The 24,241-nt window shown below is 70.8% G+C and carries 22 protein-coding genes; 8 read left to right on the top strand and 14 right to left on the bottom strand.

From position 1 onward, the window contains the following. Window positions 1–13: 13 nt before the first annotated feature. Entirely contained in the window at window positions 14–760 is a 747-nt protein-coding gene (locus G3I41_RS08520) for an FCD domain-containing protein (protein WP_199787202.1), read from the top strand. A gap of 367 nt (window positions 761–1,127) precedes the next feature. Further along, entirely contained in the window at window positions 1,128–2,747 is a 1,620-nt protein-coding gene (locus G3I41_RS08525; RefSeq protein ID WP_027737835.1) for a cytosine permease, read from the top strand. A 79-nt stretch (window positions 2,748–2,826) separates the two neighbouring features. On the opposite strand, the gene G3I41_RS08530 is transcribed toward G3I41_RS08525, so the two are convergent. Further along, the gene (locus tag G3I41_RS08530) at window positions 2,827–4,074 is read right to left on the bottom strand and encodes an MFS transporter (RefSeq protein ID WP_064744829.1); all 1,248 of its coding nucleotides are present in this window, start codon (window positions 4,072–4,074) and stop codon (window positions 2,827–2,829) included. A 141-nt stretch (window positions 4,075–4,215) separates the two neighbouring features. Between G3I41_RS08530 and G3I41_RS08535 the strand changes: the two genes are divergently transcribed. Beyond that, window positions 4,216–4,917 carry an FCD domain-containing protein gene (locus G3I41_RS08535; protein ID WP_051351869.1) on the top strand — a complete coding sequence of 234 codons (702 nt, stop codon included), beginning with the start codon at window positions 4,216–4,218 and terminating at the stop codon, window positions 4,915–4,917. A 96-nt stretch (window positions 4,918–5,013) separates the two neighbouring features. On the opposite strand, the gene G3I41_RS08540 is transcribed toward G3I41_RS08535, so the two are convergent. From G3I41_RS08540 to G3I41_RS08555, 4 genes are all read right to left on the bottom strand, one after another. Next, complete coding sequence (locus tag G3I41_RS08540) at window positions 5,014–7,104, bottom strand: iron ABC transporter permease (protein WP_027737834.1); 2,091 nt, start codon at window positions 7,102–7,104, stop codon at window positions 5,014–5,016. After that, complete coding sequence (locus G3I41_RS08545) at window positions 7,101–8,075, bottom strand: iron-siderophore ABC transporter substrate-binding protein (protein WP_027737833.1); 975 nt, start codon at window positions 8,073–8,075, stop codon at window positions 7,101–7,103. The genes G3I41_RS08540 and G3I41_RS08545 overlap by 4 nt, the downstream gene beginning before the upstream one ends. Then, window positions 8,072–8,881: an ABC transporter ATP-binding protein gene (locus tag G3I41_RS08550; RefSeq protein ID WP_106959639.1), complete on the bottom strand. Its 810-nt coding sequence runs from the start codon at window positions 8,879–8,881 to the stop codon at window positions 8,072–8,074. The genes G3I41_RS08545 and G3I41_RS08550 overlap by 4 nt, the downstream gene beginning before the upstream one ends. 166 nt (window positions 8,882–9,047) lie before the next feature. After that, on the bottom strand, window positions 9,048–10,379 hold the full coding sequence (locus G3I41_RS08555; RefSeq protein ID WP_078514134.1) for an MFS transporter: 1,332 nt from the start codon (window positions 10,377–10,379) through the stop codon (window positions 9,048–9,050). 161 nt (window positions 10,380–10,540) lie between these two features. Here G3I41_RS08555 and G3I41_RS08560 point away from each other — a divergent pair, with 161 nt between their 5' ends. Beyond that, on the top strand, window positions 10,541–11,326 hold the full coding sequence (locus tag G3I41_RS08560) for a helix-turn-helix transcriptional regulator (RefSeq protein ID WP_027737831.1): 786 nt from the start codon (window positions 10,541–10,543) through the stop codon (window positions 11,324–11,326). A 67-nt stretch (window positions 11,327–11,393) separates the two neighbouring features. Here the strand turns inward: G3I41_RS08560 and G3I41_RS08565 are convergent, their stop codons facing one another. Both G3I41_RS08565 and G3I41_RS08570 read right to left on the bottom strand, forming a co-directional pair. Continuing rightward, the gene (locus tag G3I41_RS08565) at window positions 11,394–12,167 is read right to left on the bottom strand and encodes a siderophore-interacting protein (RefSeq protein ID WP_051351868.1); all 774 of its coding nucleotides are present in this window, start codon (window positions 12,165–12,167) and stop codon (window positions 11,394–11,396) included. A gap of 158 nt (window positions 12,168–12,325) precedes the next feature. Next, window positions 12,326–13,624, bottom strand: coding sequence for an MFS transporter (locus G3I41_RS08570; RefSeq protein ID WP_051351867.1), 1,299 nt, complete (start codon window positions 13,622–13,624; stop codon window positions 12,326–12,328). A 111-nt stretch (window positions 13,625–13,735) separates the two neighbouring features. Between G3I41_RS08570 and G3I41_RS08575 the strand changes: the two genes are divergently transcribed. Then, window positions 13,736–14,533 (top strand): helix-turn-helix transcriptional regulator, encoded by a 798-nt coding sequence (locus tag G3I41_RS08575; protein ID WP_199787201.1) that lies wholly within the window; start codon window positions 13,736–13,738, stop codon window positions 14,531–14,533. A gap of 81 nt (window positions 14,534–14,614) precedes the next feature. Further along, complete coding sequence (locus G3I41_RS08580) at window positions 14,615–15,109, top strand: DUF4265 domain-containing protein (protein ID WP_051351866.1); 495 nt, start codon at window positions 14,615–14,617, stop codon at window positions 15,107–15,109. 553 nt (window positions 15,110–15,662) lie between these two features. Here the strand turns inward: G3I41_RS08580 and G3I41_RS08585 are convergent. Next, a complete protein-coding gene (locus G3I41_RS08585) occupies window positions 15,663–17,972 on the bottom strand; it encodes an FdhF/YdeP family oxidoreductase (protein WP_027737828.1) in 2,310 nt (769 codons plus the stop codon). A 279-nt stretch (window positions 17,973–18,251) separates the two neighbouring features. On the opposite strand from G3I41_RS08585, the gene G3I41_RS08590 reads away from it, so the two are divergent. Further along, the gene (locus G3I41_RS08590; RefSeq protein ID WP_027737827.1) at window positions 18,252–19,169 is read left to right on the top strand and encodes a LysR family transcriptional regulator; all 918 of its coding nucleotides are present in this window, start codon (window positions 18,252–18,254) and stop codon (window positions 19,167–19,169) included. Window positions 19,170–19,391: 222 nt separating this feature from the next. On the opposite strand, the gene G3I41_RS37370 is transcribed toward G3I41_RS08590, so the two are convergent. From G3I41_RS37370 to G3I41_RS08620, 6 genes are all read right to left on the bottom strand, one after another. Next, window positions 19,392–19,523, bottom strand: coding sequence for a hypothetical protein (locus G3I41_RS37370; RefSeq protein WP_261411933.1), 132 nt, complete (start codon window positions 19,521–19,523; stop codon window positions 19,392–19,394). A gap of 140 nt (window positions 19,524–19,663) precedes the next feature. After that, window positions 19,664–20,446, bottom strand: coding sequence for an SDR family oxidoreductase (locus tag G3I41_RS08600; RefSeq protein ID WP_027737826.1), 783 nt, complete (start codon window positions 20,444–20,446; stop codon window positions 19,664–19,666). Window positions 20,447–20,562: 116 nt separating this feature from the next. Then, window positions 20,563–21,090 (bottom strand): carboxymuconolactone decarboxylase family protein, encoded by a 528-nt coding sequence (locus tag G3I41_RS08605; RefSeq protein WP_027737825.1) that lies wholly within the window; start codon window positions 21,088–21,090, stop codon window positions 20,563–20,565. A gap of 95 nt (window positions 21,091–21,185) precedes the next feature. Next, entirely contained in the window at window positions 21,186–21,719 is a 534-nt protein-coding gene (locus G3I41_RS08610; RefSeq protein WP_027737824.1) for a DinB family protein, read from the bottom strand. A 9-nt stretch (window positions 21,720–21,728) separates the two neighbouring features. After that, window positions 21,729–22,010 carry a hypothetical protein gene (locus G3I41_RS08615; RefSeq protein ID WP_027737823.1) on the bottom strand — a complete coding sequence of 94 codons (282 nt, stop codon included), beginning with the start codon at window positions 22,008–22,010 and terminating at the stop codon, window positions 21,729–21,731. Window positions 22,011–22,142: 132 nt separating this feature from the next. Then, window positions 22,143–23,030, bottom strand: coding sequence for a LysR family transcriptional regulator (locus G3I41_RS08620; protein WP_037794251.1), 888 nt, complete (start codon window positions 23,028–23,030; stop codon window positions 22,143–22,145). A gap of 128 nt (window positions 23,031–23,158) precedes the next feature. Between G3I41_RS08620 and G3I41_RS08625 the strand changes: the two genes are divergently transcribed. Next, a complete protein-coding gene (locus G3I41_RS08625) occupies window positions 23,159–24,187 on the top strand; it encodes an alcohol dehydrogenase catalytic domain-containing protein (RefSeq protein WP_064744828.1) in 1,029 nt (342 codons plus the stop codon). Window positions 24,188–24,241: the final 54 nt, after the last annotated feature.

Genomic DNA, 24,241 nt, shown 5'->3' on the forward strand with positions numbered 1-24,241 from the left:
GAGGAGGGGCTGCATGCCGGTCCTCCAGCAGAAGCAGACGGTGGCGGCCGCGATGGGTCGCATTGGTTGTTCCGGGGAGGTGGCAGGGGTGCAGGCAGTGGGGCCCGCGGCGGTGGTCCGTGCGCACATCTCGCAGGTGATCAGCGAGGAGAAGCTTGCCCCTGGCGCCCAGCTGCCCACGGAGCGCGACCTCGCCGCGTCGACCGGAGCCAGTCGAGCGGTGGTCCGGTCTGTGCTGAAGTCCCTGGCGGACGAGGGTGTGGTCGTGCGGCACGTGGGGCGCGGCACCTTCGTCGCGCCCGGCACGGAGGCCGAGCCGGCCGCGCAGGCGGGCGCGCCCAGTCCGGTCAACATCATGCAGGCGCGTCTGGTGCTCGAGCCGGAGTTCCTGCCCACCGCCGTCATTTCCGCCACGGAGCAGGACCTGCGGGAGATGCGGCGCTGTCACCAGGAGGGCGAGCAGGCCGCCAGCTCCGCGGAGTTCGAGCACTGGGACACGCTCCTGCACCACAGCTTCGCCGTCGCGACCCACAATCCGTTGATCGTGGAGACGAGCCGGCTGCTCATCGACAGCCGGCACCAGCCGGTGTGGGGCCGGCTCAAGCAGCGCACCTACAGTCCCGGCCTGCAGCAGAACTACTGCAAGGAGCACGAGGCCATCGTCAGGGCGATCGAGGAGCGAGACCCCGACGAGGCCCGGCTGCGCATGCGCGCCCACCTGCAGCACGTCTCGCGCGAGCTGTTCGGCCACAGCCTGTGACCGGCCCGCGCCGCTGACGCCCCCACGTCGCTGATTCACCGCCAGATCCTGCGCCCGTGCGCCGCCGCATGCCTGCCCGTCGGCGGAAGCGGCGACGCGTCCGGCCCGGCCGCCGGGCCGCGCAAGCAGGGCGGCGGTGCCGCGCGGGCTTTTCCTCACCGGATGGTCGACAGGCCCGGGGGGCCGGTGTACCGTCTCGCCCCAACAACCAATGGTCCTCACTGGTCTAAATAGGTTCGCCAGTGGGCGGCCTCCCGGCGGCCCCGCGGCCGCCGCGGCTCTCGGGCGTACGGCACCCGCCCAGTTCGGCGCTCCTTCCTGCTTCGAGCGCATCCGGTTGAGGTTTTGGAACCCAGCGAGGACACACATGAGCAACCCCTCTTTCGAGGTCTCCTTCCACGATGACCCGGCGGTGCTGAAGGCTGCCGCCACCGACGATTTCTCGGGGCATGTGGTGCCCCGCAGCTGGCGCAGCTCGCGCGGCTCGCTGTCCATGGCGTGGCTGTCGGTGTTCAGCGCCATGTTCTGGCTGGTCTTCCCGCAGACCCTGGCGCTTGCGGTCGGGGTGCGCGACACCCTGATCGGCATGGTGCTGGCGGCGGTCGTCATCTCCGTCGCGGCCGCCATCGTGGTGCCCTACGCGGCCCGGACCGGGACGAGTCTGGCGATGTTCAGCCGCCGGCTGATGGGTTACTGGGGTGGCGCGCTGGTCAGCCTGCTGGTGGCGGTGACCGCCCTGTACTACTGCGCGTTCGAGACGTCGATCATCTCGATCGCGTTCCACGAGTACGTCGGCACGCTGCCGCTGCCGGTCTGGTACTTGCTCGCGGTCGCCGTCGCGGTCGCGCTCGCCTTCGGCGGCGTAAGGGTGTGGCTGGACAAGTTCAACGCCTGGCTGCTGCCGGTCTACGTCGTCGGCATCGTGGCCGCCGTGGTGTGGGCCGTCGCCGAGTTCGGTTACGACTCCGCCTGGATCTCCTACATGCCCGCCCGCCCGGTCACCACTGTGGGGCCGGGCTGGGTGCTGTCCTTCAGCGGCTACCTCAGCCAGCTCGTCTTCATCATGTATCTGTGGGACTTCGCCCGGATGTCCCGTACGCAGCACGCGACGTATCACGCGCGGGTCACCTTCGGCCTGCCGTTCTGGCTGGTCACGTTCGTGCTCAACGGCCTGGCCGGGCTGTTCCTGGCGCAGACGATCGACATCCGCGGGGCGTTCTCGGAGACCTCGGCGGTCTTCGCGCTGATCTCGCTGATGGGGTTCGCCGGGGTGCTGCTCGTGTGGGTCACCCAGAGCCGGATCAATACGACCAACTTCTATGTGGCGTCGCTGAATCTGCAGGCGTTCGGCAGCCGTGCGCTGCGCTGGTTCAGGCCGCGCTATGTCTGGGCGGCGGTCGCGGGCGTGCTGGTCTACGTCCTGATGCTGGCGGACGTGATCGGTTTCCTGCTGACCGCGCTCAACTACCAGACCGTGTTCGTGGCCGCGTGGGTGGCCATCGCGTGCGTGCACATCGTGCGCTCGCGCACCGCGCCGTCGTCGGCGGCGGCGGATGAGTTCCGGCCCGGCCGCCTCACGCTGCTCAACCCCGCCGGCCTCACGTCGTGGCTGTGCTCGGCCGCGGTCGGCGTCCTGCTGCTGGCCTTCGCCGGAGACTTCGGTGCCACCTGGGCGATCATCATCGTCCTCCCCCTCGCCGCCGCCCTGTACGCGCTGCTGGATCGGTGGCAGCCGGTGGGCAGGGCCGTCCTGGTCCGCCCGGGCGACCTGCGTGAGGAGGTCGAGGACGCGTGGGCGGCCCGCATCAAGTGCGCACGCTGCGCGCAGAGTTACGTCGCCTACGAGATGGACCGCGACCCCGCCAATGAGGACCGTGCCATCTGCTCGCTGTGCGGTGACACGGCGCCCGGCTTCTACCGGGCCGCCGCGCGCGAGGCGCGCGAGGCGCAGGCCGGGCCGGAGCGCAGCCCGGAGGCGGCGGCTTAGCATCGCTGGTCGCATCGGGGCAGTTGCTCCTTTCCGGTGTCGTGGTGCCGGCCTGCGGATCGTGCGCGTGCGGCTGGGGTCAGTGCGGGCTGTGCTCGCGGGCGCGGGAGGCGTCGGCGGCCAGATCCTGCTCGGGTGTGATCTCGTGGCCGGGGCGGGGGCGGCGCGTGCGGGTGAGCGCGGCCACCAGTGCGCTCGAGGCGAGCGTGAGCGCGGCAATGGCGAGGATGGCCGGAGCCAGGGCGGTGGTGCCGTGGGCGCCGATGACGGCCCCCAGAACGACGGGGGCCAGGGCCATGCCGATCATGGAGGCGGCGATGACGTAGGCGAACCGGTTGCCGTGGGCGTGGCCGGTGGTCGCCATCCAGGTCAGGCCGTTGGGGAAGATGGGGCCGATGAAGAAGCCGGTCAGCAGGTAGGCCCAGGCGGTCATCGAGCCGTGCAGGGCGAGGGCGGACGCGCCGGTCATGCCGATGCAGCTGGCCACCACGAGGGGGGCCAGGCCGACGCGCCGGTGCAGGGCGGCCGCGACGAACCGGCCGGCGACCATGGCCAGCCAGAAGCCGGACGTGGCCAGCGCGGCGCCGGATGCGGTGAAGCCTTGGTCGGCCAGGACGGTGGGTTCCCAGTTGCCGATTCCGGACTGGGCGCCGAAGTGCGTGACGTACAGGGCGAGGAAGCCGAAGGCGACGGCCACGCCGAGGCCCCGGCGGCGCGGGCTGTGGTGGGTGTGCTGCCCGGCCTTGGGGACCAGCTCGTGCGGGCCCGGCGAGGGAGCCACGCCCTTGAGGGTGGCCGCGCCGATCAGGCCCATCACGGCGATCACGGCGAAGACGATGCGGTACTGGGCGGCCCCGACCGCGGCGATCAGCGCGGGGGCGGCGGCTGTGCCCAGGCCGAAGCAGGCGTGCGCGATGTTGACCAGGGCCGGGCCGCGGGCGCCGGTGCCGACGATGAGCAGTTGCGTGATCAGGACGTCGCAGCCGCCCAGTCCCACACCGGTGATGACGGCGCCCGCCAGGATCAGGGGCCAGGTGGGTGCGGCGGCGACGATCACCGCGCCGGCGGCGACCAGGCCCATCGAGGCGGCCAGGGCGGTCCGGTTGCCGCGGCGGCGCATGAGGGGCTGGCTGAGCAGGATGCCGACGACCGCGCCGATGGACTGCATGGCCAGCCCGGCGCCGGCGGCGGTGTCGTTGATGCCGTGCTGGTCCTTGAATGCGGGGATGGACGGCCCGTAGGCCGCCGTCAGGGCGCCGATCGCGGTCATTGCGATGAGGCACCCCGCGATGGCGTTGCGCTTGAACAGTGACGTCGTGGCTACCACGGAACCTCCTCCTAAGAGCTAAAGAGTAAAAGAGCAACCCTATTGTGCAGCGCGAGTAGACTAAAGGGCAACCCAATCCGGTGGGGAACGACAGATCCGCCTCACAACGACACGCGGATGCGACGCGAAGGACAGACGCACATGACGCACGCCAGCGAGGCGCCCAAGCGCTCGGCCCTGGTCGGCCAGCTGATCGACATCTTGCAGCGCAACATCCAGGCCGGCCGGTGGCCGGTGGGCGCGAAACTGCCCACGGAGGCGGAGCTGTCCACCGAGTACGGCGTCAGCAGGATCACCTTCCGGCAGGCCGTCCAGGCGCTGGTGCACGTCGGGGTGCTGGAGACCGTCCAGGGCAGCGGCACCTTCGTGCGCGCCACCACCGAACTCGACGCCGTGCTGACCCGCTACGTCGGCGGCGAGGACCTGACCACGGTGCTGGAGGTCCGGCTGGCCATCGAGAGCGAGGCCACCGCACTGGCGGCCGTGCGAGCCGCACCCGGCGACATCGCCGTGCTGGAGGAGATCATCGCGGCCTCGCGGGCGGCGCTGGCCCGCCAGGACGGCGAGGAGCTGACCCAGCTGTCCACCCGGTTCCACCGCACGATCGTGCAGGCGGCCGGCAACACCATCCTGGCCCACTTTTACCAGGCCATCCACGACGGGGCGGAGCGCTCGGTACGCGAGACGACCGCGCCGGAGGACTTCGGCGCCTTCGTCGACCAGCACGCGGCCATCGTCGAGGCCATCCAGGAACGCAACAGCGGGCGCGCCCAGCAACTGGCCCGCGCCCACCTCGCTCCCCTGGTCTTGGCAGCGCCGACACAGCCCGGCCGCCCGCAGTGAGCCGACGCCCCGCAGGCTGCCGTACCGCGGGCTGCCGGGCGGGCGGCACGGCCCTGCCGTATCGCGGCCGCGGTGCCCGGCGCTCCTCTCACGCCGTCAGGTCCTGCTCCGGATGAGCAGATAGAGGAAGTAGGGGGCGCCGATCAAGGCGGTGGTGATGCCCGCACCGAGCTGACCGGGGGCGATGACCCAGCGTCCGACCAGGTCGGCCAGGGCGACCAGGCAGGCCCCCAGCAGGATCGCGGTCGGGATGACCCGCAGGTGCCGGCGCCCGACCAGGGCGCGTGCCGCGTGCGGTGCGACGAGCCCGACGAAGACGATGGTGCCGGCCGCGGCGACGGCGACCGCGCTCAGCAGCGCTGCCACCGCCAGCAGGGCCAGGCGCTGACGCGTCAGGCGCACGCCCAGCAAGCGGGGGGTGTCCTGGTCGAGCGCGATCAGGTCGATCGAGGAGTGAACGCACAGCGCGAACACCGCCCCGACACCGAGCATGACCGCGACGGGCAGGGTGTCGGCCAGGGTGCGGCCGTAGGTCGACCCCGACAGCCAGGTCAGCGCCTTGACCGCGTTGGCCGGGTCGGTCAGCGTGATGACCAGACCCACCAGCGCCCCGGTCACGGTGCTGGTACCCATGCCGACCAGGACCAGCCGGTTCTCGGCGAAGCCGCTGCGCGCGGTGAGGCCGAAGACCAGGAGGGCGGCGGCCACCGCCCCGGCGAAGGCGGCGCCGGACAGCGCCCATCCGCCGGCCGCGGGCAGGACCGTCAGGAGGGAGACGGCTCCCAGGGACGCGCCGCCGGAGATGCCCAGGACACCGGGTTCGGCGAGCGGGTTGCGGGTGGCGGCCTGCACCAGGGTGCCGGACAGCGCCAGCGCCGCCCCGGCCAGCAGGGCTGCCAGCACCCGCGGGATGCGGGTGTTCAGGATGAACGTGATGCCCGACGGGGCCTGGTGGCGGGCGAAGTTGACGACGTCGCCGCCCAGCAGGGTGGCGTCGCCCAGCAGGACGGCCGCCGCGGTGATGGCCACGAGGGCGGCCAGGGTGCCCGCGGTGATCACGGCGAACCTGCGGCGGCTGACCAGGCGCAGCCGTTCGGTGCTGGTGGTCGAGCGCAGGGTGTTGCGCCGCGACAGCGCCACGGCAATCAGCGCGGCGCCGCCGATCAGGCTGGTGATGGTGCCGGTGGGCACGGTGACGGCGGTGTCGGCGGGCAGCAGGGCGCGCAGTGCCACATCCGAGCCGAGCACGAGAGCCGCGCCGGTCAGCCCGGCCACGGGGATGCCCAGCCGGGCCTTGACCAGCGACGTACTGGTGCGGGCCAGGAACCGGACCACGGCCGGGGCGCCCAGCCCTACGAAGCCGATGGGTCCGGCCAGGGTGACGGAGACCGCGGCCAGCAGGCAGGCCAGTGCCACCACCAGGATGCGGGTGCTGGTGACGGGGACACCGACCGCTCTGGCCGCGTCGTCCCCCAGCGCCAGGGCATCGAGCCGGTGCGCCAGCGCGATGAGACCGATCAGGCCGATCAGGGCCAGCGGCAGCGTCTGGCTCAGCCCGGGGAAGCCGTCCTGGCTGATGCTGCCCTGCCCCCACTGGTACAGGCCCTGGGCCTGTTTGGGGTAGAAGAGCAGCAGCGCGTAGATGACCGATCCCAGGCCCATCGCGAGCGCGCTGCCGGCCAGGACCAGCCGTACCGGTGATGCGCGGCGTCCGGCGAGGGCGAGGACGAGGACGGCGGCGGCGAGGCCGCCGGCCAGGCCCACGGCCGTGGAGGCGATGAACGGCAGCGACAGGCCGGTGATCGTGGTGAGCGCGACCGCCAGGTAGGCGCCGTTGGAGACGGCCAGGGTGTCCGGGGAGACCAGGACGTTGCGGCTGACCCGCTGCAGGGCCGCGCCGGCCGCGCCGAGGCAGAAGCCGACCAGGATCCCGGCCAGCGCCCTGGGCAGGCGGGAGTTGAAGACGACGGAGGTGACGGTGCGGCCGGTGTCACCGGTGAGGGCGTCCCACACCTGGGCGGCGCCGACGTCGGCGGTGCCCTGGCACATGTTGATGACGGCCAGCGCGGCGACCACACCGGTCAGGGTGGTGACAAGGACCGGGGCCGGGGCCGCACGGAGGCGAGAGCGGGCCGGGGCGGAGGCGGCCGCAGGGGCCTCGGCCCGCTTGGCCGTCTGCACGCTCATGCGGTCAGTGCCTGGGCGACCGCCTGGGCGTAGCGGCCCATCGAGCGGGGGCCACCGAACTGCCAGATGGTGTCGTCCAGTCGGTGCACCTTGTCGTGCTTGACGAAGGGCATGGACTTCCACAGCGCGTTGTGGGTCATCTGCTGCTTGAACAGGTCGTTTTCCTTGCCCGCCCAGGGGATGTAGAGGAAGGGGACGTCGCCGAGCCGGGTGAGGGCCTCGACGTCGGTGGTGACCAGTCCGCTGTTCTCCTTCGGCTTCAGCGCCCAGGCGCTCTTGAGCCCGATCAGCTCGTTCATGGCGCCGACCTGGGAGCCGCTGGTGAAGGCGCGGATGCTGATCTGGTTGGAGGTCTTGTAGCCGTCGGCGTTGGCCACCTTGGTGCCCTGCAGGCCGGCGTCGGCGATGGCCTGGCGGCTTTTGGCGACCTTGGCGTGGAAGTCCTTCTTCGCCTTGGTCGCCTGCTCAGCGGTTCCGGTGGCCTTCGCCAGCTGGTCGAGGTTGGTCATCATGCGGCCGACCTGGTCGCTGCGATCGCCGTCCTGGAGCACCAGGACCGGGGCGATGGCGCGCATCTGCTTGACGGCCGCGCTGGACAGGGTCTGGGTGGCGACGATGAGGTCGGGAGACAGGCGGGCGATGGTGTCCATGCTCGGCTCGCCGCGGGTGCCGATGTCGGCGGGCTTGGTCCGCAGCGGCGCGGAGTGGTTCCACCGGGTGTAGCCCTTGATGTCGGAGATGCCCACGGGGTTGATGCCGAGCGTCACCAGGTCCTCGACCGGCATCCACTCGGTGGCGATGACCTTGGTTGCGGGGTGGTCGAGGGTGATGCGGTGCCCGGTGGCGTCGGTCAGCGTGACCTTGCTGCCCTGCCGGCCGGCGGCGTCGGTGGTGGGCTGGGTGGTGCCGCAGCCGGACAGCAGCAGGGCCGAGGCGAGGGCGGCCGCGCCCAGGGTGAGGATCTTGTTCATCGGGTGGTGTCGGCCCTTTCGTGGCGCAGGTGGTGGCGGCCGACGGCGCGGGTACGCAGGCGGCCGGTGAGCGGGTCGGTGGAGGTTTCGATGCGGATGCCGTAGACCTCGGTCAGCTGCTGGGAGGTCAGCACGGTGTGCGGGGGGCCGGTGGCGCGCAGGCGGCCGTCGCACAGCAGCGCGATCTCGTCGGCGACGGCGGCCGCCTGGTCCAGGTCGTGCAGGACGACGCCGACGCTGATGTTGTGCTCGTCGGCCAGCTCCCGGACGCAGTCCAGGAGTTGGACCTGGTAGCGCAGGTCGAGATAGGTGGTGGGTTCGTCCAGCAGGAGCACGTCGGTGTCCTGCGCCAGGCAGGAGGCCAGCCATACGCGTTGCAGCTGGCCACCGGAGAGCTGGTCGGCGGCCCGGTCGGCGAGGTCGGCGATACCGGTGAGTTCCAGGGCCCGCTGCACGGCGTGGGCCGCCTGCGCATCGCGCCCGCCCAAGGGTCCCCGGTAGGGATGGCGTCCGAGCTCGACGACGCTGCGCACGTCCAGGCCGGAGGGGACGGGCCGCATCTGCGGCATCAAAGCCACCTGCCGGGCGAAGGCGCGCGGGGGCAGGGCGAGGGCGTCGGCGGGCCGGCCGTGTGCCGGGGTGAGGGTGATGCGGGCCCCTGCGTGTACGGGCTCCAGGCGGGCCAGGGCCCGCAGCAGGGTGGACTTGCCGCTGCCGTTGGGGCCGACCAGCGCGGTGACCTTCCCCGGCCACAGGGTCAGAGCGGCCTGGTGCAACACCTTGCGCCGGTCGTAGGACACGCGCATGTGCTCGGCGTGCATCGCGGTGCCGGCTCGGCGATGCGGTGCTGGGTGGTCGTGTGTCATGGAGGACTGCCTCGTGTACTCGAAGGCCCCGTGTCACGGCGGCGTTGGGCAGGCGGAAAGACCCCGGGGCGCTTGAGGTTGAGGCACCGGCGGGTGAGGTGGGGTGCTAGTCGGTGGCGGGCTGGAGGGCGCCGGTGCAGGGCGGGGCGGGGGTGGTGTAGTTCCAGAACGCGCGCACGGTGAGGGCGGCGGCGACGACCAGGACGAGGCACGCCAGGGCCGCGCCGGACCAGGCGAGGGTCAGGCCGGCGCCAGAGGCCATGGCGCCGGCCCGCAGATCTCCCAGGCGCGGGCCGCCCGCGACGACCACGGTGAACACGCCCTGCATCCGGCCGCGCATCTCATCGGGGGCGTAGGTCTGCAGCATGGTCTGCCGGTAGACGGCGCTGACCAGATCGGCGGCGCCGGCACACATCAGCAGAGCGACCGCGATCCACAGGGTGCGGGTCAGGCCGGCCGCGGCGACGGCGAGCGCCCATACGGCCACCGCACCGGTCAGCGCCACGCCCTGGCGGCGGACCTTGCCGATCCAGCCGCTGAAGACGGCGGCGGCGATGGCCCCGATGGCGATGGCGGAGTAGAGCAGGCCGGCCCCGCCGTGGAAGCGGGTGGCGGCGGCCTCGGGGAACAAGGCGGTCGGCATGGCCAGCACCATCGCCGCGATGTCCAGGGCGAAGGACATCCACAGCACCGGATGGGAGGCGATGAAGCGCAGCCCCTCCCACACCATGCGCACCCCGCTGCTCGTGGAGATGTCTTGCTGCACTGTGATCGGGGGAAGCCGGACGGCGGCGTAGAGCAGGGCGGCGAACAGCAGCGCGTCCAGGCCGTAGCAGACGGCGTAGCCGTGCGGCAGCGCCACCAGCGCACCGGCGATGAGCGGGCCCGCGACCTGGCCCAGGTTTCCGGCGGTCTGACTGAGGGTGTTGGCAGCCGAGACGAGTTCGCCGGGCACCACCCGCGGGATGATGGCCCCGCGCGCCGCGGAGGACACCGCGAACGCCGCGCTCTGCGCGGCGACGAGCACCAGCAGCAGCCCCACGGAGCCCGTCTCCAGCAGGGCCTGCGCGAACAGGCCGACCGTGACCAGCCAGGTCATGGCGGACGCGGCGAGGTACAGGCGGCGCCGGTCGACGCGGTCGGCGACGGCACCGCCGTACAGGCCGAAGATCACCAGCGGGACCAGGCCCACCAGGCCGGTCAGACCGACGTAGAGGGAGGAGCGCGTGAGGTGGTACACCTCCAGCGGCACCGCGACGGTCGTGATCGCGGTCCCGATGTAGGACAGGCCCTGTCCCGCCAGCAAACGGCGGTAGGCGGGCACGGCCAGCGGGCGGGTGTCCATGGCCGCACCGAAGACCTTCCTGGCCACGCGGTGCGGCGCGGGACCGGAGTGGTCCCGTATGTCGGCCGGGCGCGTGGGTGTTGCTTTGCTCATGAGCACACCCTGCCAACCAGCATTAAGGTTAGGCTTCCCTAAACTGGCCGTCCGGTGTCGAAAAACCGCCACCGGCTACGCCCGCCACGCGCGGACGGTGGCCGGATGCGCCCCGAGCACCGCGCGGCAGCGGGTGGCGGTTCCCGGTAAAGTGCGAGCAGATGTCTTCAAACAGCCACCCGGTTCCGGCGGAAGCCAGCAGCACGTGGGACCACCACCCCGCTGGCCACACCATCGAACGGCACCGGCACCTCTTCCACCAGCTGATCTACGTCAGCTCCGGTGTCTTCGCGGTCCGCACCCAGGAGGCGGCCTGGGTGATCTCCAGCGCCCGCGCCATGTGGGTGCCCGCCGGCACCTGGCACCAGCACCGGGTGTACGGCTCCAGCCGCGTCCACACCTTCGGCTTCGCCACCGACGACCCGCCACTGCCCGGTGACGTACCCACCATGGTCTTTGTCGGCCCGTTCTTGCGGGAACTCCTCATCGCCTGCAGCGAGCCCGGCCTGCCCCTGGAGGAGGCCGGCCGCATCCAGGCCGTCATCCGCGACCGGCTGCGCCGCTCCCACATCCAGCCGCTCGTCCTGCCCGCCCCGCAGGATGCCCGGCTCGCCCAGGCCTGCGCGCTGGCCGAGGACGATCTGACCCAGCCGCGGACGGTGACCTGGCTGGCCCGGCACTGCGGCGCCAGCGAGCGCACCCTCACGCGTCTGTTCCGCACCGAGTTCGGCATGACCTACCCCCAGTGGCGCACCACCGTCCGCGTCTTCCACGCCATGATCAAACTCGCCGAGGGGGCCACCGTCACCGAGGCGGGCCAGGACTGCGGCTGGGCCACCACCAGCGCGTTCGTCAACGCCTTCACCCGCACCGCGGGACAGACCCCCGGCGCCTACCGGACCACGATGCGCGCGGCGGACCGCGCGGCCGCCGCCCCGCCCAGCTGATCCCCGGCTGACCGGCGCTGCCGCGTGTCGCGGCACCCGTGATCGCCAGCCCCTCGCGGGCGGGTGGCTAGTGCTCGGTGGCGTTCCAGTAGCCGAGGGCTACGCAGTTGTTCTTGTCGAGGCCGCAGGTGCGCAAATACTTCTTCACGGCGCGCACCTGCCCGGCTTCGGCGGCCACCCACTGGTAGGACGCCGGGGCAGGGGGCGGCAGCGCGGCGAGGCCGTCCAGCAGGCGGCTGTCGGCCACCCCGTTGCCCGAGCCGACGAGCGGAAGAAGTTCCAGGCGGGGGTGGTCCGGCAGGTACTCGAGATCGCTGGGGTCCAGTACCTCGGCCAGCGCTGTCACGCGGATGTGCGGCGCGGTCGCCGCGAGGATGCGGGCCAGCGCCGGCAGCCCAGCTAGGTCGGCGAGCAGGTAGTAGTGGTCCGTCGCCGCCCCGGGCGGGCGGTGCCAGCAGCGCGGTCCGGCCATCAGCAGCCGCCACCCCGGCTGCGCGGCGTCGAACCACTCGATCGCGGGCCCGGCTCCGTGCCGGGCGACATCGATCGCCATGACGCGTGTGTCGGGGTCGAAGGAGCGGACGGTGAAGTTGCGCCGGCCCATGCTGCGGTTGTCCTCGATCACCTCCCAGCCGCCGTGCGCGTGGGGCGCGTGAGAGGGGCGGGTGTCGAGCAGGTGGCCTTCCTCGGCGAAGTACAGGCCGACCGACTCATCGCCGGGTGTGGCGGGCGCGTAGCCGTAGCCGGGGCGGTCTGCCGTGATGGCGAACTCGACCCGGAAGATGCCCTTGGTGAGCTCTGCCTTGCTGAGGAAGGTGCCTACGAACCTGTCCCAGGCCATGGTGTATCTCTCCGAGCTGTGCTGCGGCCGGACGTTGCCGTCCGACGCGTGGTCGTTCTAGGTCAACGGTCCGTTACGGGGGTGCGTCCCGGCGTGCGGGGCGGCGTGTTACCCCGGTGTGCCGGGGGGCACTGTGTCCCGCGCGGGGCCGGCGCTTGTCAGGAGGTGCCGGCTACGCCGTGCTGTGCTGCCGGCTCGGGCGCCGTGGGCAGGTCGTCGTCGATGAACCGGGGGCGTGAGGCGGCGATGCCGCTCACGACGGTGAGGCCGACCAGGACGAAGAGGAGTACCAGGGAGCCAGTCCATCCCCCGGTCCACGCGTTGAGCAGGCCGAACAGGATGGGGCCGGCACCGGCGAACAGGTAGCCGATGCCCTGCACCACCCCGGAGGTGGCCGCGGTGGTCTCCGGTGTCCGGGCGCGCATCCCGATGAAAGCCAGGCTCAGCGAGAACAGTCCGTTGCCGATCCCGAACAGGATCATCCACAGCCAGGTCCCGGACGTCGGCGCCAGCGCCAGTCCGGCCAGGGACGCGGTGAAGCAGCACCCGAGGACGATGACGACCAGCCGGTAGTGGCGCGGATTGATGCGGGCGATGATCACCGAGACCGGCATGCTGACTCCGGCGAGGACGGCGACCATCGTGCCGGCGACGTGGCTGGCGATCCCGAGGTCGCTCAGGTATAGGGCGAACCAGCCGAAGGCGATGTAGGCCAGGGCGGACAGCGATGCGAAGAAGAGGGTGAGGGCCAGCACGGTCCTGCTCTTGATCAGGTCACGCAGCGCCGGGCGGGTACCGGATGCCTTCGGGGCGGCCGCCGCGGCGGTGGCGGTGCGCTGCGGTCGGGCCAGGATCCACGGGATCGCGGCCACCACCGGCAGCACAGCCCAGGCCGCCAGGCCCCAGCGCCAGGTGGAGAAGAAGCTCGCGATCGGCTCCGTCAGTCCGGCCGAGGCCATAGTGCCCAGGCTCAGGGCGACGACGTAGACGGACGTCTTGGGGCCGACACGGTCGGGGAAGTGCGTCTTCACCAGCGACGGCAGCAGTACGTTGGCCACTGCGGCGCCGGCGAGCGCCAGCGTCGACAGCACGAGGAAGACGGCGAAGCTCGACGTCACCGCCCGCGACAGCAGGCCGATCACCGACACCGCCAGGGCGATGAGCAGCGACCGGTGCAGTCCCAGTTTGCGGGCCAGGACCGGCACGGCGATCCCGGCGGCGGCGAAGCACAGCACGGGCAGCGTCGTGAGGAAACTGATGCCGGTAGTGCCGGCGGACAGCGCGTCCTGGATGTCGCCGAGCACGGCGCCGACGCTGGCCACCGCGCTGCGCAGTCCGAAGCCGGTCAGGAACAGAGCGAGGGTGAGCATCACGGTGTGCGGGTGTCGGGCGGGGCGCCCGGGCGTCTGCGACAGGCCGGGCCCCGGCGGGGACACCGGGTGAATGTTCTTCTTCATACCTGCGAGCCTGGCAGTCGCACCCCCGCGAAAACTTCTGCTGTTCGGTCACCAAGTATCGAAATTCTGCCAGGGCGGTTACGGTGGCCCGGACCGATGGGAGGGCTGCCGGTGACAGCCGTGAAAGGCGGGCCGCATCCGCACACCGATGCGCTGCCGCCGCAGCCGCACCGCCCGCACGTCGGCGCGCGCACGGAACGCTACCCCGCCGGCATCCACATCGCGCTGCACTGGCACGACGAGTACCAGCTCATCTACGTGAGCTCGGGCCTGATGGCCATCCACACCGCGCGCGGCACCTGGGTCGCCTCACCGGGCCGGGCGCTGATCATCCCCGCCGGGATCGAGCACGAGCACCGCACCTACGGCGACACCCTGCTGCACCTGTTCACCTCCGACGGGCCCGGACTGCTGGACCGCGGAGCCAGGGCACCGGAGGTCATCGCCGTCGACGCGCTGGTGCATGAGGTGCTGAAGGCCGTCACCGACGAGAGCCTGCCCGCCGAGGAGACCGACAACCTGCGGCGCGTGCTCTTCGACCGGATACGCCGGACCCCGGTCACCGGACTGCGGTTGCCCGCGCCCCGCGACCCCCGCCTGCGCGCCGCGTGTGAACTGGTCCAGGCGAACCTGGAGCAGGCGTACTCGCTGCCGCAGCTGGCCCGGCTGACCCACGCCAGCGAACGGACCCTGGCCCGGCTGTTCAAGTCCGAGTTCGGCCAGACCTACCCGCAATGGCGCACCCACGCCCGGCTGTTCCACGCCATGACCCGGCTCGCCGAAGGAGGCTCGGTGAGCCAGGTGGCCCTCGAGTGCGGCTGGTCGACCTCCAGTGCCTTCATCGACTCCTTCCGCCGCGTCATGGGACAGACCCCGGGCTCCTTCCGGGAACCCGTCAACCAGCTGTAGGCGCCGCGCTTCCGGGTCACGGGAACGGGGCCGGGTTCGAGGCGTGCAGGTGGCTGCGCGATCATCTGGACGGTGACCTCTATGACCCCGGCCGGGCCCGCCGCTGCTGGAAGCAACCGGATCAAGGTGTGGTACCGGTTTGTGCCGCGTGACGGCTGGCTTCCCTATGACACTGAGGGGCTGTGGGCCACGCGACTGAGCGGTGATACGGCCAAGGTGGAGAACGCCCCGTTCTTGCAGGACGGGGTGGCCGAGGGCGAGATCGTGCGGTTCGTGGCGGACACCGACGGGGTCCACTGGGCGAAGGAGCGGGTCGAGGCGTCGGACAACTGCACCATCCGCATCCTGCCCGTCCCCTCCGGCCCGCTGGGGCGCAGCGCTCAGGCTGTGCACGAGCGGCTGGCGCCGTTCGGCCTGGGCGGTGAGGTCTTCAGTGAGGAGTTCCCGTTGGTCGCTTACACCGTGCCGGCCGATGCGGACCTCGGTGGGATCAAGGCATTGCTCGCCCGCGGCCAGGCGGACGGGTGGTGGCACTTCGAGACCGGCTGTGTCACCGATGCCTGGCGCGACGCGTAGGTGAGCTGCCGGCGCCTGCTGCACTGCGGCGCCGTCAGTATGCGAGGCAGGTGGACGTGGAGGTGCTCGACTTCGACAGCGCGTCCGCGTTCGCGAAGTGCTCGGGCACAGAGTTCGCGGAGGCCGGGCTGCGCATAACGACTCTGTGAACGCGGGGAGTTGGGGGCGTCGAAGGTAAGGTTGCCGTAGGCAGCGGCCAGGGTGCGGAGCCGATCGCGGGCGTCGGTCCCCCGCCGTCACACGGCACAGCCCGCCACATCTGCCCCACGGACGCCGCCGCCTCGATGACGATCCCCGGCCACCGGGCGTGGGCACAAGATCGGCAGAGTGCTCCCCCGCGGCCGCCTGCTTCACCTGTCGGTGCACGCCGTGGCAGCGCGCCGCGGGCACCGCCACGGCGTGCACCGACAGAGCCGGCCGCCGCCCGGGATACCCGACTGATGGCCTGGGGTGGATGGCCGCCGTGCAGCGCCTTGCGGCGTCGTACGCGGCCACGCCGCCCGGACACAGGCCCATCTGGCCACGCCCGGTGGCTTCCAGCCGGCGCCGCGGGTCACCCCGCCCGAACAGCCGCCCGCACTCGTGCCGGCTCCAGGCGTACGACGACGCCTTTGGAGGTGGGGGTGTTGCTGACGTCAGCAACGCTGTCGAGCGGGACCAGGACGTTGGTCTCCGGATAGTAGGCGGCGGCGGAACCGGGAGGGGTGGGGTAGGCGACCACGCGAAAGCCCGGGGCGCGGCGCTCCACGCCGTCGCGCCAGACGCTGACGAGGTCGACCTCGGCACGGTCCGCAAGCCCCAGATCCTGCAGATCGGCGGCGTTCACCAGGACGACCCGGCGGCCGTTGTGAATGCCGCGGTAGCGGTCGTTCATGGCGTACGGAATGGTGTTCCACTGGTCGTGCGAGCGCAGCGTCTGCAGGATGAGGTGCCCTGCGGGTGCCTTAAGCATCTCGAAGGCGTTGGAGGTGAAGACGGCCTTGCCGCTCGGGGTCGGGAAGCACCGTTCGTTGACTGGGTTAGGCAGCCGGAAGCCGCCGGGGCGTGCCACCCGGGTGTTGAAGTCCTCAAAGCCCTCGACCACCCGGGCGATGCGGTCCCGGATCGTGCCGTAGTCGGCCTCAAAGTCCTCCCACGTGATGGGGGGTTGGGCGCCGAGGGTGCGGCGGGCCAGGCGACAGATGATGGCGACCTCGCTGAGCAGGTGCGCGGAGGCCGGGGCGAGGCGGCCGCGGGAGGCGTGCACCTCGCTCATGGAGTCCTCAACGGTGACGAACTGCTCGCCGCCGGCCTGGATGTCGAGGTCGCTGCGGCCCAGGGTGGGCAGGATCAGCGCGATCTCGCCGCAGACGGTGTGGGAGCGGTTGAGTTTGGTCGAGATGTGAGCGGTGAGCCGGCAGCGCCGCATGGCCTCTTCGGTGAGGTCGCTGTCAGGGGTGGCACGGACGAAGTTGCCGGCCACGCCGAGGAACACCTTGGCGTGCCCGTCGCGCATGGCGCGGATGGAATCCACCGCGTCCAGGCCGTGGTGGGCGGGCGGGGTGAAGGCGAACTCCCGCCCGAGGGCGTCTTGGAACGCCTGCGGCATCCGCTCCCAGATGCCCATGGTGCGGTCGCCCTGCACGTTGCTGTGCCCGCGCACCGGGCACACGCCCGCTCCGGGCCGGCCGATGTTGCCGCGCAGCAGCAGGAAGTTGACGACCTCGCGGATGGTCGGCACGCCGTGCTTGTGCTGGGTCAGGCCCATGGCCCAGCACACGATGATCTTCTTACTCTTCAGCACGCGCTGGTGGACGTCTTCGATCTCCGCGCGGGTCAGGCCGGTGGCGTCCAGGACCTCGGGCCACGCCACTGTTCGGGTGTGCTGGGCGAAGGCGTCGAAGCCGGTGGTGTGGGTGTCGATGAAGGTGTGGTCAAGGACCGTGCCCGGGGCCTGGTCCTCGGCCTGCAGGAGCAGCAGGTTCAGTGCCTGGAACAGGGCGAGGTCGCCGCCGGGGCGGATCTGCAGGAACTGGTCGGCGATCGCGGTTCCGCGCCCGATCACCCCGCGGGGCTTTTGCGGGTGCTTGAACCGCAGCAGTCCGGCCTCCGGCAGCGGGTTGACCGCGACCACCTGGCCGCCGTTGCGCTTGGTCTGCTCCAGCGAGGACAGCATCCGCGGATGATTGGTCCCGGGGTTTTGTCCCACGACGAAGACCAGGTCGGCGTCGTGGATGTCCTGCAGACTCACGCTGCCCTTGCCGATGCCGAGCGTCTCATTCAAAGCGGCGCCGCTGGATTCGTGGCACAGGTTGGAGCAGTCCGGCAGGTTGTTCGTGCCGAAAGCCCGGGCGAACAGCTGCAGGAGGAACGCCGCCTCGTTGTTGAGCCGGCCCGAGGTGTAGAAGAGGGCCTCGTCCGGGGAGTGCAGGGCGCGCAGTTCGTCGGCGAGCAGGTCCAGCGCCTCGTCCCAGCCGATCGGTTCGTAGTGGTCGGCCCCGGGCCGTTTGACCATGGGTTCGGTGAGCCGGCCCTGCTGGTTGAGCCAGTAGTCGGATTTGCCCGCCAGTTCGGAGATGGGGTGTTGGCGAAAGAAGTCGGCGGTGATGCGGGCGGAGGTCGCCTCGTCGTTGATGTGCTTGGCGCCGTTCTCGCAGTATTCGTTGCGGTGGCGCTGGTTGGGTGCGGGCTCGGGCCAGGCGCATCCCGGGCAGTCGAAGCCCTTGGTCTGGTTGATGTTCAGCAGCGTCAGCGCGGTGCGCCGCGGCGAGGTCTGCTGCAGCGAGTACTGGATCGCGTGCGCGACCCCGGGCACGCCGGTCGCCCACGTCTTGGGCGGGGTGACGGAAAGACGCTCCTCGCCCGGGTCTTCGCTCGCGCTCATTGATCGGACCGCCTTCTTCACCGCTCGTGGATGCTGGCCGACAGCGGGGACACCGAGGAAGGTCAGCGGCCCCGAGCATGGTCTGCGGGGCGTGCCCCGCATGCACTGTGGCCGCGTGGTCCAACCGTGGTCAAAGCAGTCGTTTCGATCGCACGACAAGCGCCGCCTATCACGCGAGGCCACCCGGCCCGTGGAACCGGGAAGAGCCGGTGGCCTGGCATCTGTCGGGCCGACAGTGTCGACTGGCGTGGTGCGAGCGGTGTGCAGTAGACCCGTCCTGTGCTGCTACGCCAACTCGAATACCTCGTCGCCCTGGCCCGCGAGGGCCACTTCGCCCGTGCCGCCGACGCCTGCTACGTCTCCCAGCCGGCCCTGTCCGAAGGGCTGCGCAAACTCGAGGACGAGTTGCGCGTCCCCCTCGTCCACCGCGGGCGCAAGTACGAAGGGCTCACCCCCGAAGGAGAGCGCATCCTGCTCTGGGCGCAGCGGATGCTCGCCGACCGCGACGCCCTGGAAAGCGAGGTCACAGCCCTGCGCCACGGACTCAGCGGACGGCTGCGCATCGGCTCGGTACCCACCGCCTCGACGGTCGTCTCCCTGCTCACCGAACCGTTTTGCACCCAGCACCCGCTGACGACCGTCCAGGTACTGACCGACCTGCGCGCGACGGAAATCCTCGACAAACTGCAGAGCTACGAGATCGACGCCGGCATCACCTACCTCGGCCACACCATTCCCGAGCGGTTCGAGTGCGTACCTCTGTACCGCGAGCGCTACGTCCTGCTGATCCAGCCGCCCTCCGGCGCCGGACGGCTCAGCGAGATCACCTGGGCCGAGGCGGCGCAGCAGCCCCTTTGCCTGCTCGATCCGGTCATGCAGGGACGCAAAGTACTGGACACCGTCTTCCAGGAGATCGGCGCACCGGTCCGGCCGCGCGTGGAGACCGATTCGATCGCCTCCATGTTCGCTCACGTCCGAACCGGCCGGTGGGCCAGCGTGGTACCGCATTCCTGGCTGCACGTATTCGGCGTGCCCGCCGGGATGCAGGCCGTCCCCCTGGTGAGCCCGACCCGCGCGGTGCCCATGGGACTCGTGGTCGCCAAACGGGATCCCGCACCGGTCATGACCCGCGCCCTCGTGGACATCGCCCGCCGTGCCGGTATGGATGCAGTTCTCACGCAGGTGCCCGGCCGCTGACCGGCATGAACCGGAGGCCCGGAGAGTCGGCCAGGAGGACAACTGCCCGGTATCGCAGCCGGGCCTGGCGCTTCAGGGCGTGCCGCCGCCGAGCAATTGGCCCCGCAGGGGTGGGCGGCCTCTGCCTGAAGGCCGCCCGCCTAGAGTGTGTACGGCGACGACCCGCCCCTGCCTCTTCGAGGCGGCGTAGGGACAGGTCGTGGCAGGGTGTCTGACCTGTGCTCAGGCGAGCGTGGTGAGGACGTCAACCGGGCTGATCAGGGTGTCTCGGATGGGTGAGCGGCTTTCGACGAGGGCGATGAGCTCTTCGGTGTCCTTGAGTGCCTGGACGTCGAAGTCGTTGATGACGGACATGGGTGGGGTTTTTTCGTAAACGCGTAGAGGGTGCACCGTTGCGCCGTGCCTGAGACGGGGCCGGTGCCGTACCCATCGGCTGGAGTGCACGCGGCCGGCCTTCCGGGCCACGAGGACGTCTGTGCACCAGACGGTGTGGGTCAGTTGCGTCCGGCCATGACACCGCCGTCGATGTCCCAGATCGCACCGGTGACCCAGGTGGTCTGGTCGGACAGGAGGAAGGCGACGGTGGCGGCGACGTCGTCGGTGGTACCGGTGCGGCCGATCGGGTGGAAGGAGTCGAAGCCGTCCATCGTGGAGTCCATCTCCGACTTGGGGATGAACTCTTCGTAGATCGGGGTGCGCACGACGGCGGGGGCGACGGCGTTGGCGCGGATGCCGTACGGGGCGAGCTCCATCGCGAGGTGCTGGGTCAGGGAATGCAGTGCGGCCTTGGCCATCGAGTACGCCGAGGAGGGGGTGGCGGCGATGGCCTGGTGGGCCCACATGGAGCCGATGTTCACGATTGCGCCCTTCGTGCCGCGCTCGATCATGTTGGCGGTAACGGTCTGGGTGAGGAAGAAGAAGGCGCGGTTGAGGTCCTGGTAGCGGTCGTAGTCTGCGGCCGTGTGCTCCAGGAACGGCTTGGGGGCGAAGACGCCGGCAGCGTTGACCAGCAGGGTGGCGTCGGCGTGCTCCTTGGTGAGGACGGTGCGCAGGCGGTCGACGGCCGCGGGGTCGGAGAGGTCGGCGGCCAGGCCGACGACCTGCCCGCGGGCGGACAGAGCAGTCACGGCTTCATCGGCGCTGGGCTGGGTGCGGCCGGTGACGACGGCGGTGCCGCCGGCGTCGAGGACCTGGGCCGCGATGGCCTGGCCCATGCCGCTGGTGCCGCCGATGACGATGACCTTCTGGCCGGTGAAGTCGAGGGTGGTGCTGGACATGTGGTGCTCCTGTAGCAGGTAGTGCCGTGAAGGGGGGTGAGGGTGGTCAGGGGGCAGTGGCAGACTCGGTAGCCGCGGTGCTCGGTCGGGCTCACGGCCTCCCGCGCACGGGGGTGTCAGATGGCCAGCGCCACCAGGAAGCGCGAGACCATGTTGTAGGCCGCGACAGTGGCGACCGCTTCGACCGTCTGGGCTTCACCGAACAGACGCTTGACCTCGTCGATGACGTCGGCATCGACCTCGACCTGTCGGGTGGACTGATCGGTCAGCGCGAGCAGGGCGAGCTCTTTTTTGTTGAAGATGCCGCTGTCCGCGGCATCTCCCTTGAGGGCTTCGCACTTGTCTTCCGTGCCGCCTGCCTGCAGATAGGCCGGGTAGTGGACGCCCCACTCGAATTCGGCGCGGTTGAGCACGGCCACGCGCAGCATGATCAGTTCGCGGTATTCCAGTGCCAGGTCGAACTCGGCGCGGACCCGACCCAGCAGCCCGTTCCATCCTGTGGCAAGCGGGAAGCTCTTCAGCAGGACACGGTCGATGCCGATCAGCTCACCGCCCGGCCTGCGCGCTTGCATTCCCGCGAGCAGTTCGGGCGGGGGCGCGGGGAGGCTGTCGTCCTGCCAGGGGGTGACACGCACATCACTCACGTTGTGCTCCTTGACTGGGCACCGGCCCGCGTTGAGATCGGGTCGTTGCCGGTGGTGAATTGCTGCTGGCTTCGCCAGAACAGAGGTGCAGGCGGTCAGACGTGGGGGTCGCAGACCAGGTAGCCGTCGATGCGGCTGAGCCAATCCGAGGCCGGGTCGGGCGGCAGCGTGCGGCCGAGGTGGTCGGCACGGACCTCGCTGATCCACTGGTCGTGCTGGTACTCGTGATTGATGAGCGCGAGCAGCAGGTGGCCTGCGACGACGGTCAGCTGGGTCGGGGCGCCGACCCGGCCGGCGGCGATGTCACCGATGCGGGCGTGGACACGTTCGGCGACGGTGTCGCGGAACGTGGTGAGCCGTTCGACGGTGGGCAGCGCGCCGCGGAACTTCTCCGGGTTCGCCGAGTCCATGAGCCCGTCGAGTTCCGGGTCCGGGCTGGGCTCGGCCGCGGTGAGGTTGCGGATCATGAAGTGGGCGACATGAGCCTGGTGACCCAGGTGCCAGCCGATCGCGCTGGAGTCCTCTTGCGGGCGCCAGGTCACCTCGTGTGGGCTGAGGTCTTTCCACAGCTCGTCGGTGTAGACGCGGGCGCGGTCGTATTCGCGCAGCAGCGCCGTGAGCTCGTGCACGACCGGGCCTCAGACGGTGTCGTAGACGCGCACGTCGGGGTCGGCCTTCAGCAGCGGGGACAGGCCGCCGACGACGTCACGGGTGAACAGCTCGCTGGTCAGGTACGTCTTGGCGTCGGCCACGCTCCGGAAGCCGTGGAGGACCTGGACGTCCTCGTCGCGGACGAGGAGCTCCTTGCTGAGGGCGCCGGGGGCGGTGTCGAGGAACGGCTGCTTGTACTTCTCGTACACGCCCGCGGCTGCGGGGCGGTGGGCCGGGTCCACCTGCAGTGTGATCTGAAGATACGCCATGGTTATGCCTCACTCGATTGACAGGGAGGGGGCGGTGCGGTGAGTCCCGCAACCTGCCTGCCACGTTAGGCATCCCCAGCAAGGTCCGGTAGGGGACCACACTGAATCAAGGTATAAGCGTCGCGTATGGCCCTAGTGGCGGGTGGCCGCGAGGCTGTCGGCGAGACGGAGCAGGTCCGGGGCGAGCGGGGAGTCGGTGCTCCAGACCGCTTCGAAGGAGATCTGCACCTCGCGGCCCTCGTCGTGCAGGGGGCGGTGGCAGACGTCGGGCGAGGTGAGCTTGGAGCGGGGAACCAACGCCGAGCCCAAGCCGAGTTTCGTCCAGTCCTCCAGGACCCGGTAGCTGGCGGCCTCACCCGGATAGGTGTTCAGGGGCATCTCGTGCGCCTGGAAGAGTCGCGTGGTGAAGGTGGTCAGGCCGCAGGTGTCGGGGACGAGGATGAACTGCTCCTTGCCGGCCTCCGTGAGTTCGACGGGGGTCGCCTCCGCCGCGTCGGGAGTGACGACGACGATCGGCTCGACGTCGATGACCCGGTGCTCGAAGCGGGGCATCGCGGCCACGGCCGGGATCAGGATGATGTCGAGCTGGCCAGCCAGCAGGCATTCCCGCAGCTCCTGCATGTTCGCCTCGCGCAGCACGAGGTCCCGGGGCGCGGGAAGGCCCTGGACCATGCTGAACGCCCTGGCGACCAGGTGCGATCCGATCAGCGGGGAGAGCCCCATGCGGATCTTCTGCTCACCGGATTCGTTCAGGCGTCGGGCCTCCGCTCCGATGGCATCGAGCGCTGTCAGGGCACGCTCGATCAGCGGCAGGATCCGGATGCCGAACGCGGTCTGCGTCACACCGCGCGGCGACCGCTCGAACAGCTTGCCGCCCAGGCGTTCCTCCAGCTTGGCGATCCCGTTCGACAGCGCGGGCTGCGTGACCCCGTACGCGCGTGCGGCGGCACTGAACGACTTGGTCTCCGCCACCGCCTGCGCATAGCGGAGCCCCTCAAGATTCAGACGGTCTGTTGCCATAGCCACGGCTTATCGTTCCATTCACTGATGTCCCCTACCGGGCGGCATTTCCTCTGCCTACGGTGGGGCTCCTACTCATTCAGCATAAACAGCAGCTATGAGCATCGCTGTTCGGAACGGAAGGCACCATGTCGGACAGCGCCGTGACCATGGTCGTTACCGAGCCCCGCGGACCCCTGCACCCCATGGGGGCCGAGACGGTCCCGCCTCCCGCCGGGTGGGTCCGCGTGTCGGTGGTGGCCAGCGGCGTGTGCAACGCCGACATCGGAACGGCCGCCGCCACCGGCGAGGACACCGTCTTCCCCGTCACCCCCGGCCACGAGGTCGCCGGTGTCATCGCCGAGACCGGTGACCAGGTCGAGGGCTGGGCGGCCGGCGACCGGGTGGCGGTCGGCTGGTTCGGCGGAAGCTGCGGCCACTGCGTGTACTGCCGGTCGGGCGACGTCGTCCACTGCGCCGAACGCAAGATCCCCGGCCTGTCTTACCCGGGCGGCTGGGCGCAGAGCATCACCGTGCCCGCCGACGCTCTCGCCCGCATCCCCGACAGCTTCGACCTCGTCGACGCCGCCCCCTTCGGCTGCGCCGGAGTGACGACCTTCAACGCGATCCGCAAGGCCGGTATCCGCGCCGGAGGACGGGTCGCCGTCTTCGGCGTCGGCGGCCTGGGCCACCTCGCCGTCCAGTTCGCTGTGAAGCTCGGCTACGAGACCGTCGCTATCACCCGCGGCCGTGACCGCGAGCACCTCGTCCGTGAGCTCGGTGCCCGCCACTACGTCAACAGCGACGCCCACGCGCCCGGAGCCGTCCTGAAGGAGTTCGGCGGCGCCGACCTCATCGTCTACACCGCCTCCTCCACCGCCCCCGTGGATGAACTACTCACCGGGCTGCGCACGCATGGGCAGCTCACCCTCGTCGGCGTCGACGCGGGATCCGTCACCGTCCCGGCGGCCCGGCTGGTCATGAACGGTCATACCCTCACCGGGCACCTGACCGGGAGCCCGCGCGAGACGGAAGAAGCCATGGCCTTCGCCGTCACCACGGGTGTCCGGTCGATGATCGAGCAGATGCCGCTGAAGAAGGCCGACGACGCCGTCACCCGGCTGCGCTCCGGCGCTCCCCGCTTCCGCATCGTCCTGGAAACCTCCGACGGCGAGTAGCGGGCCCCCTCGCCACGCCGCGCGCCCCGGCCACGCGGCGGGCGGTACTCCACC

The sequence above is a fragment of the Streptomyces sp. SID9727 genome (genome assembly GCF_010550605.1).
Lineage (GTDB): Bacteria > Actinomycetota > Actinomycetes > Streptomycetales > Streptomycetaceae > Streptomyces.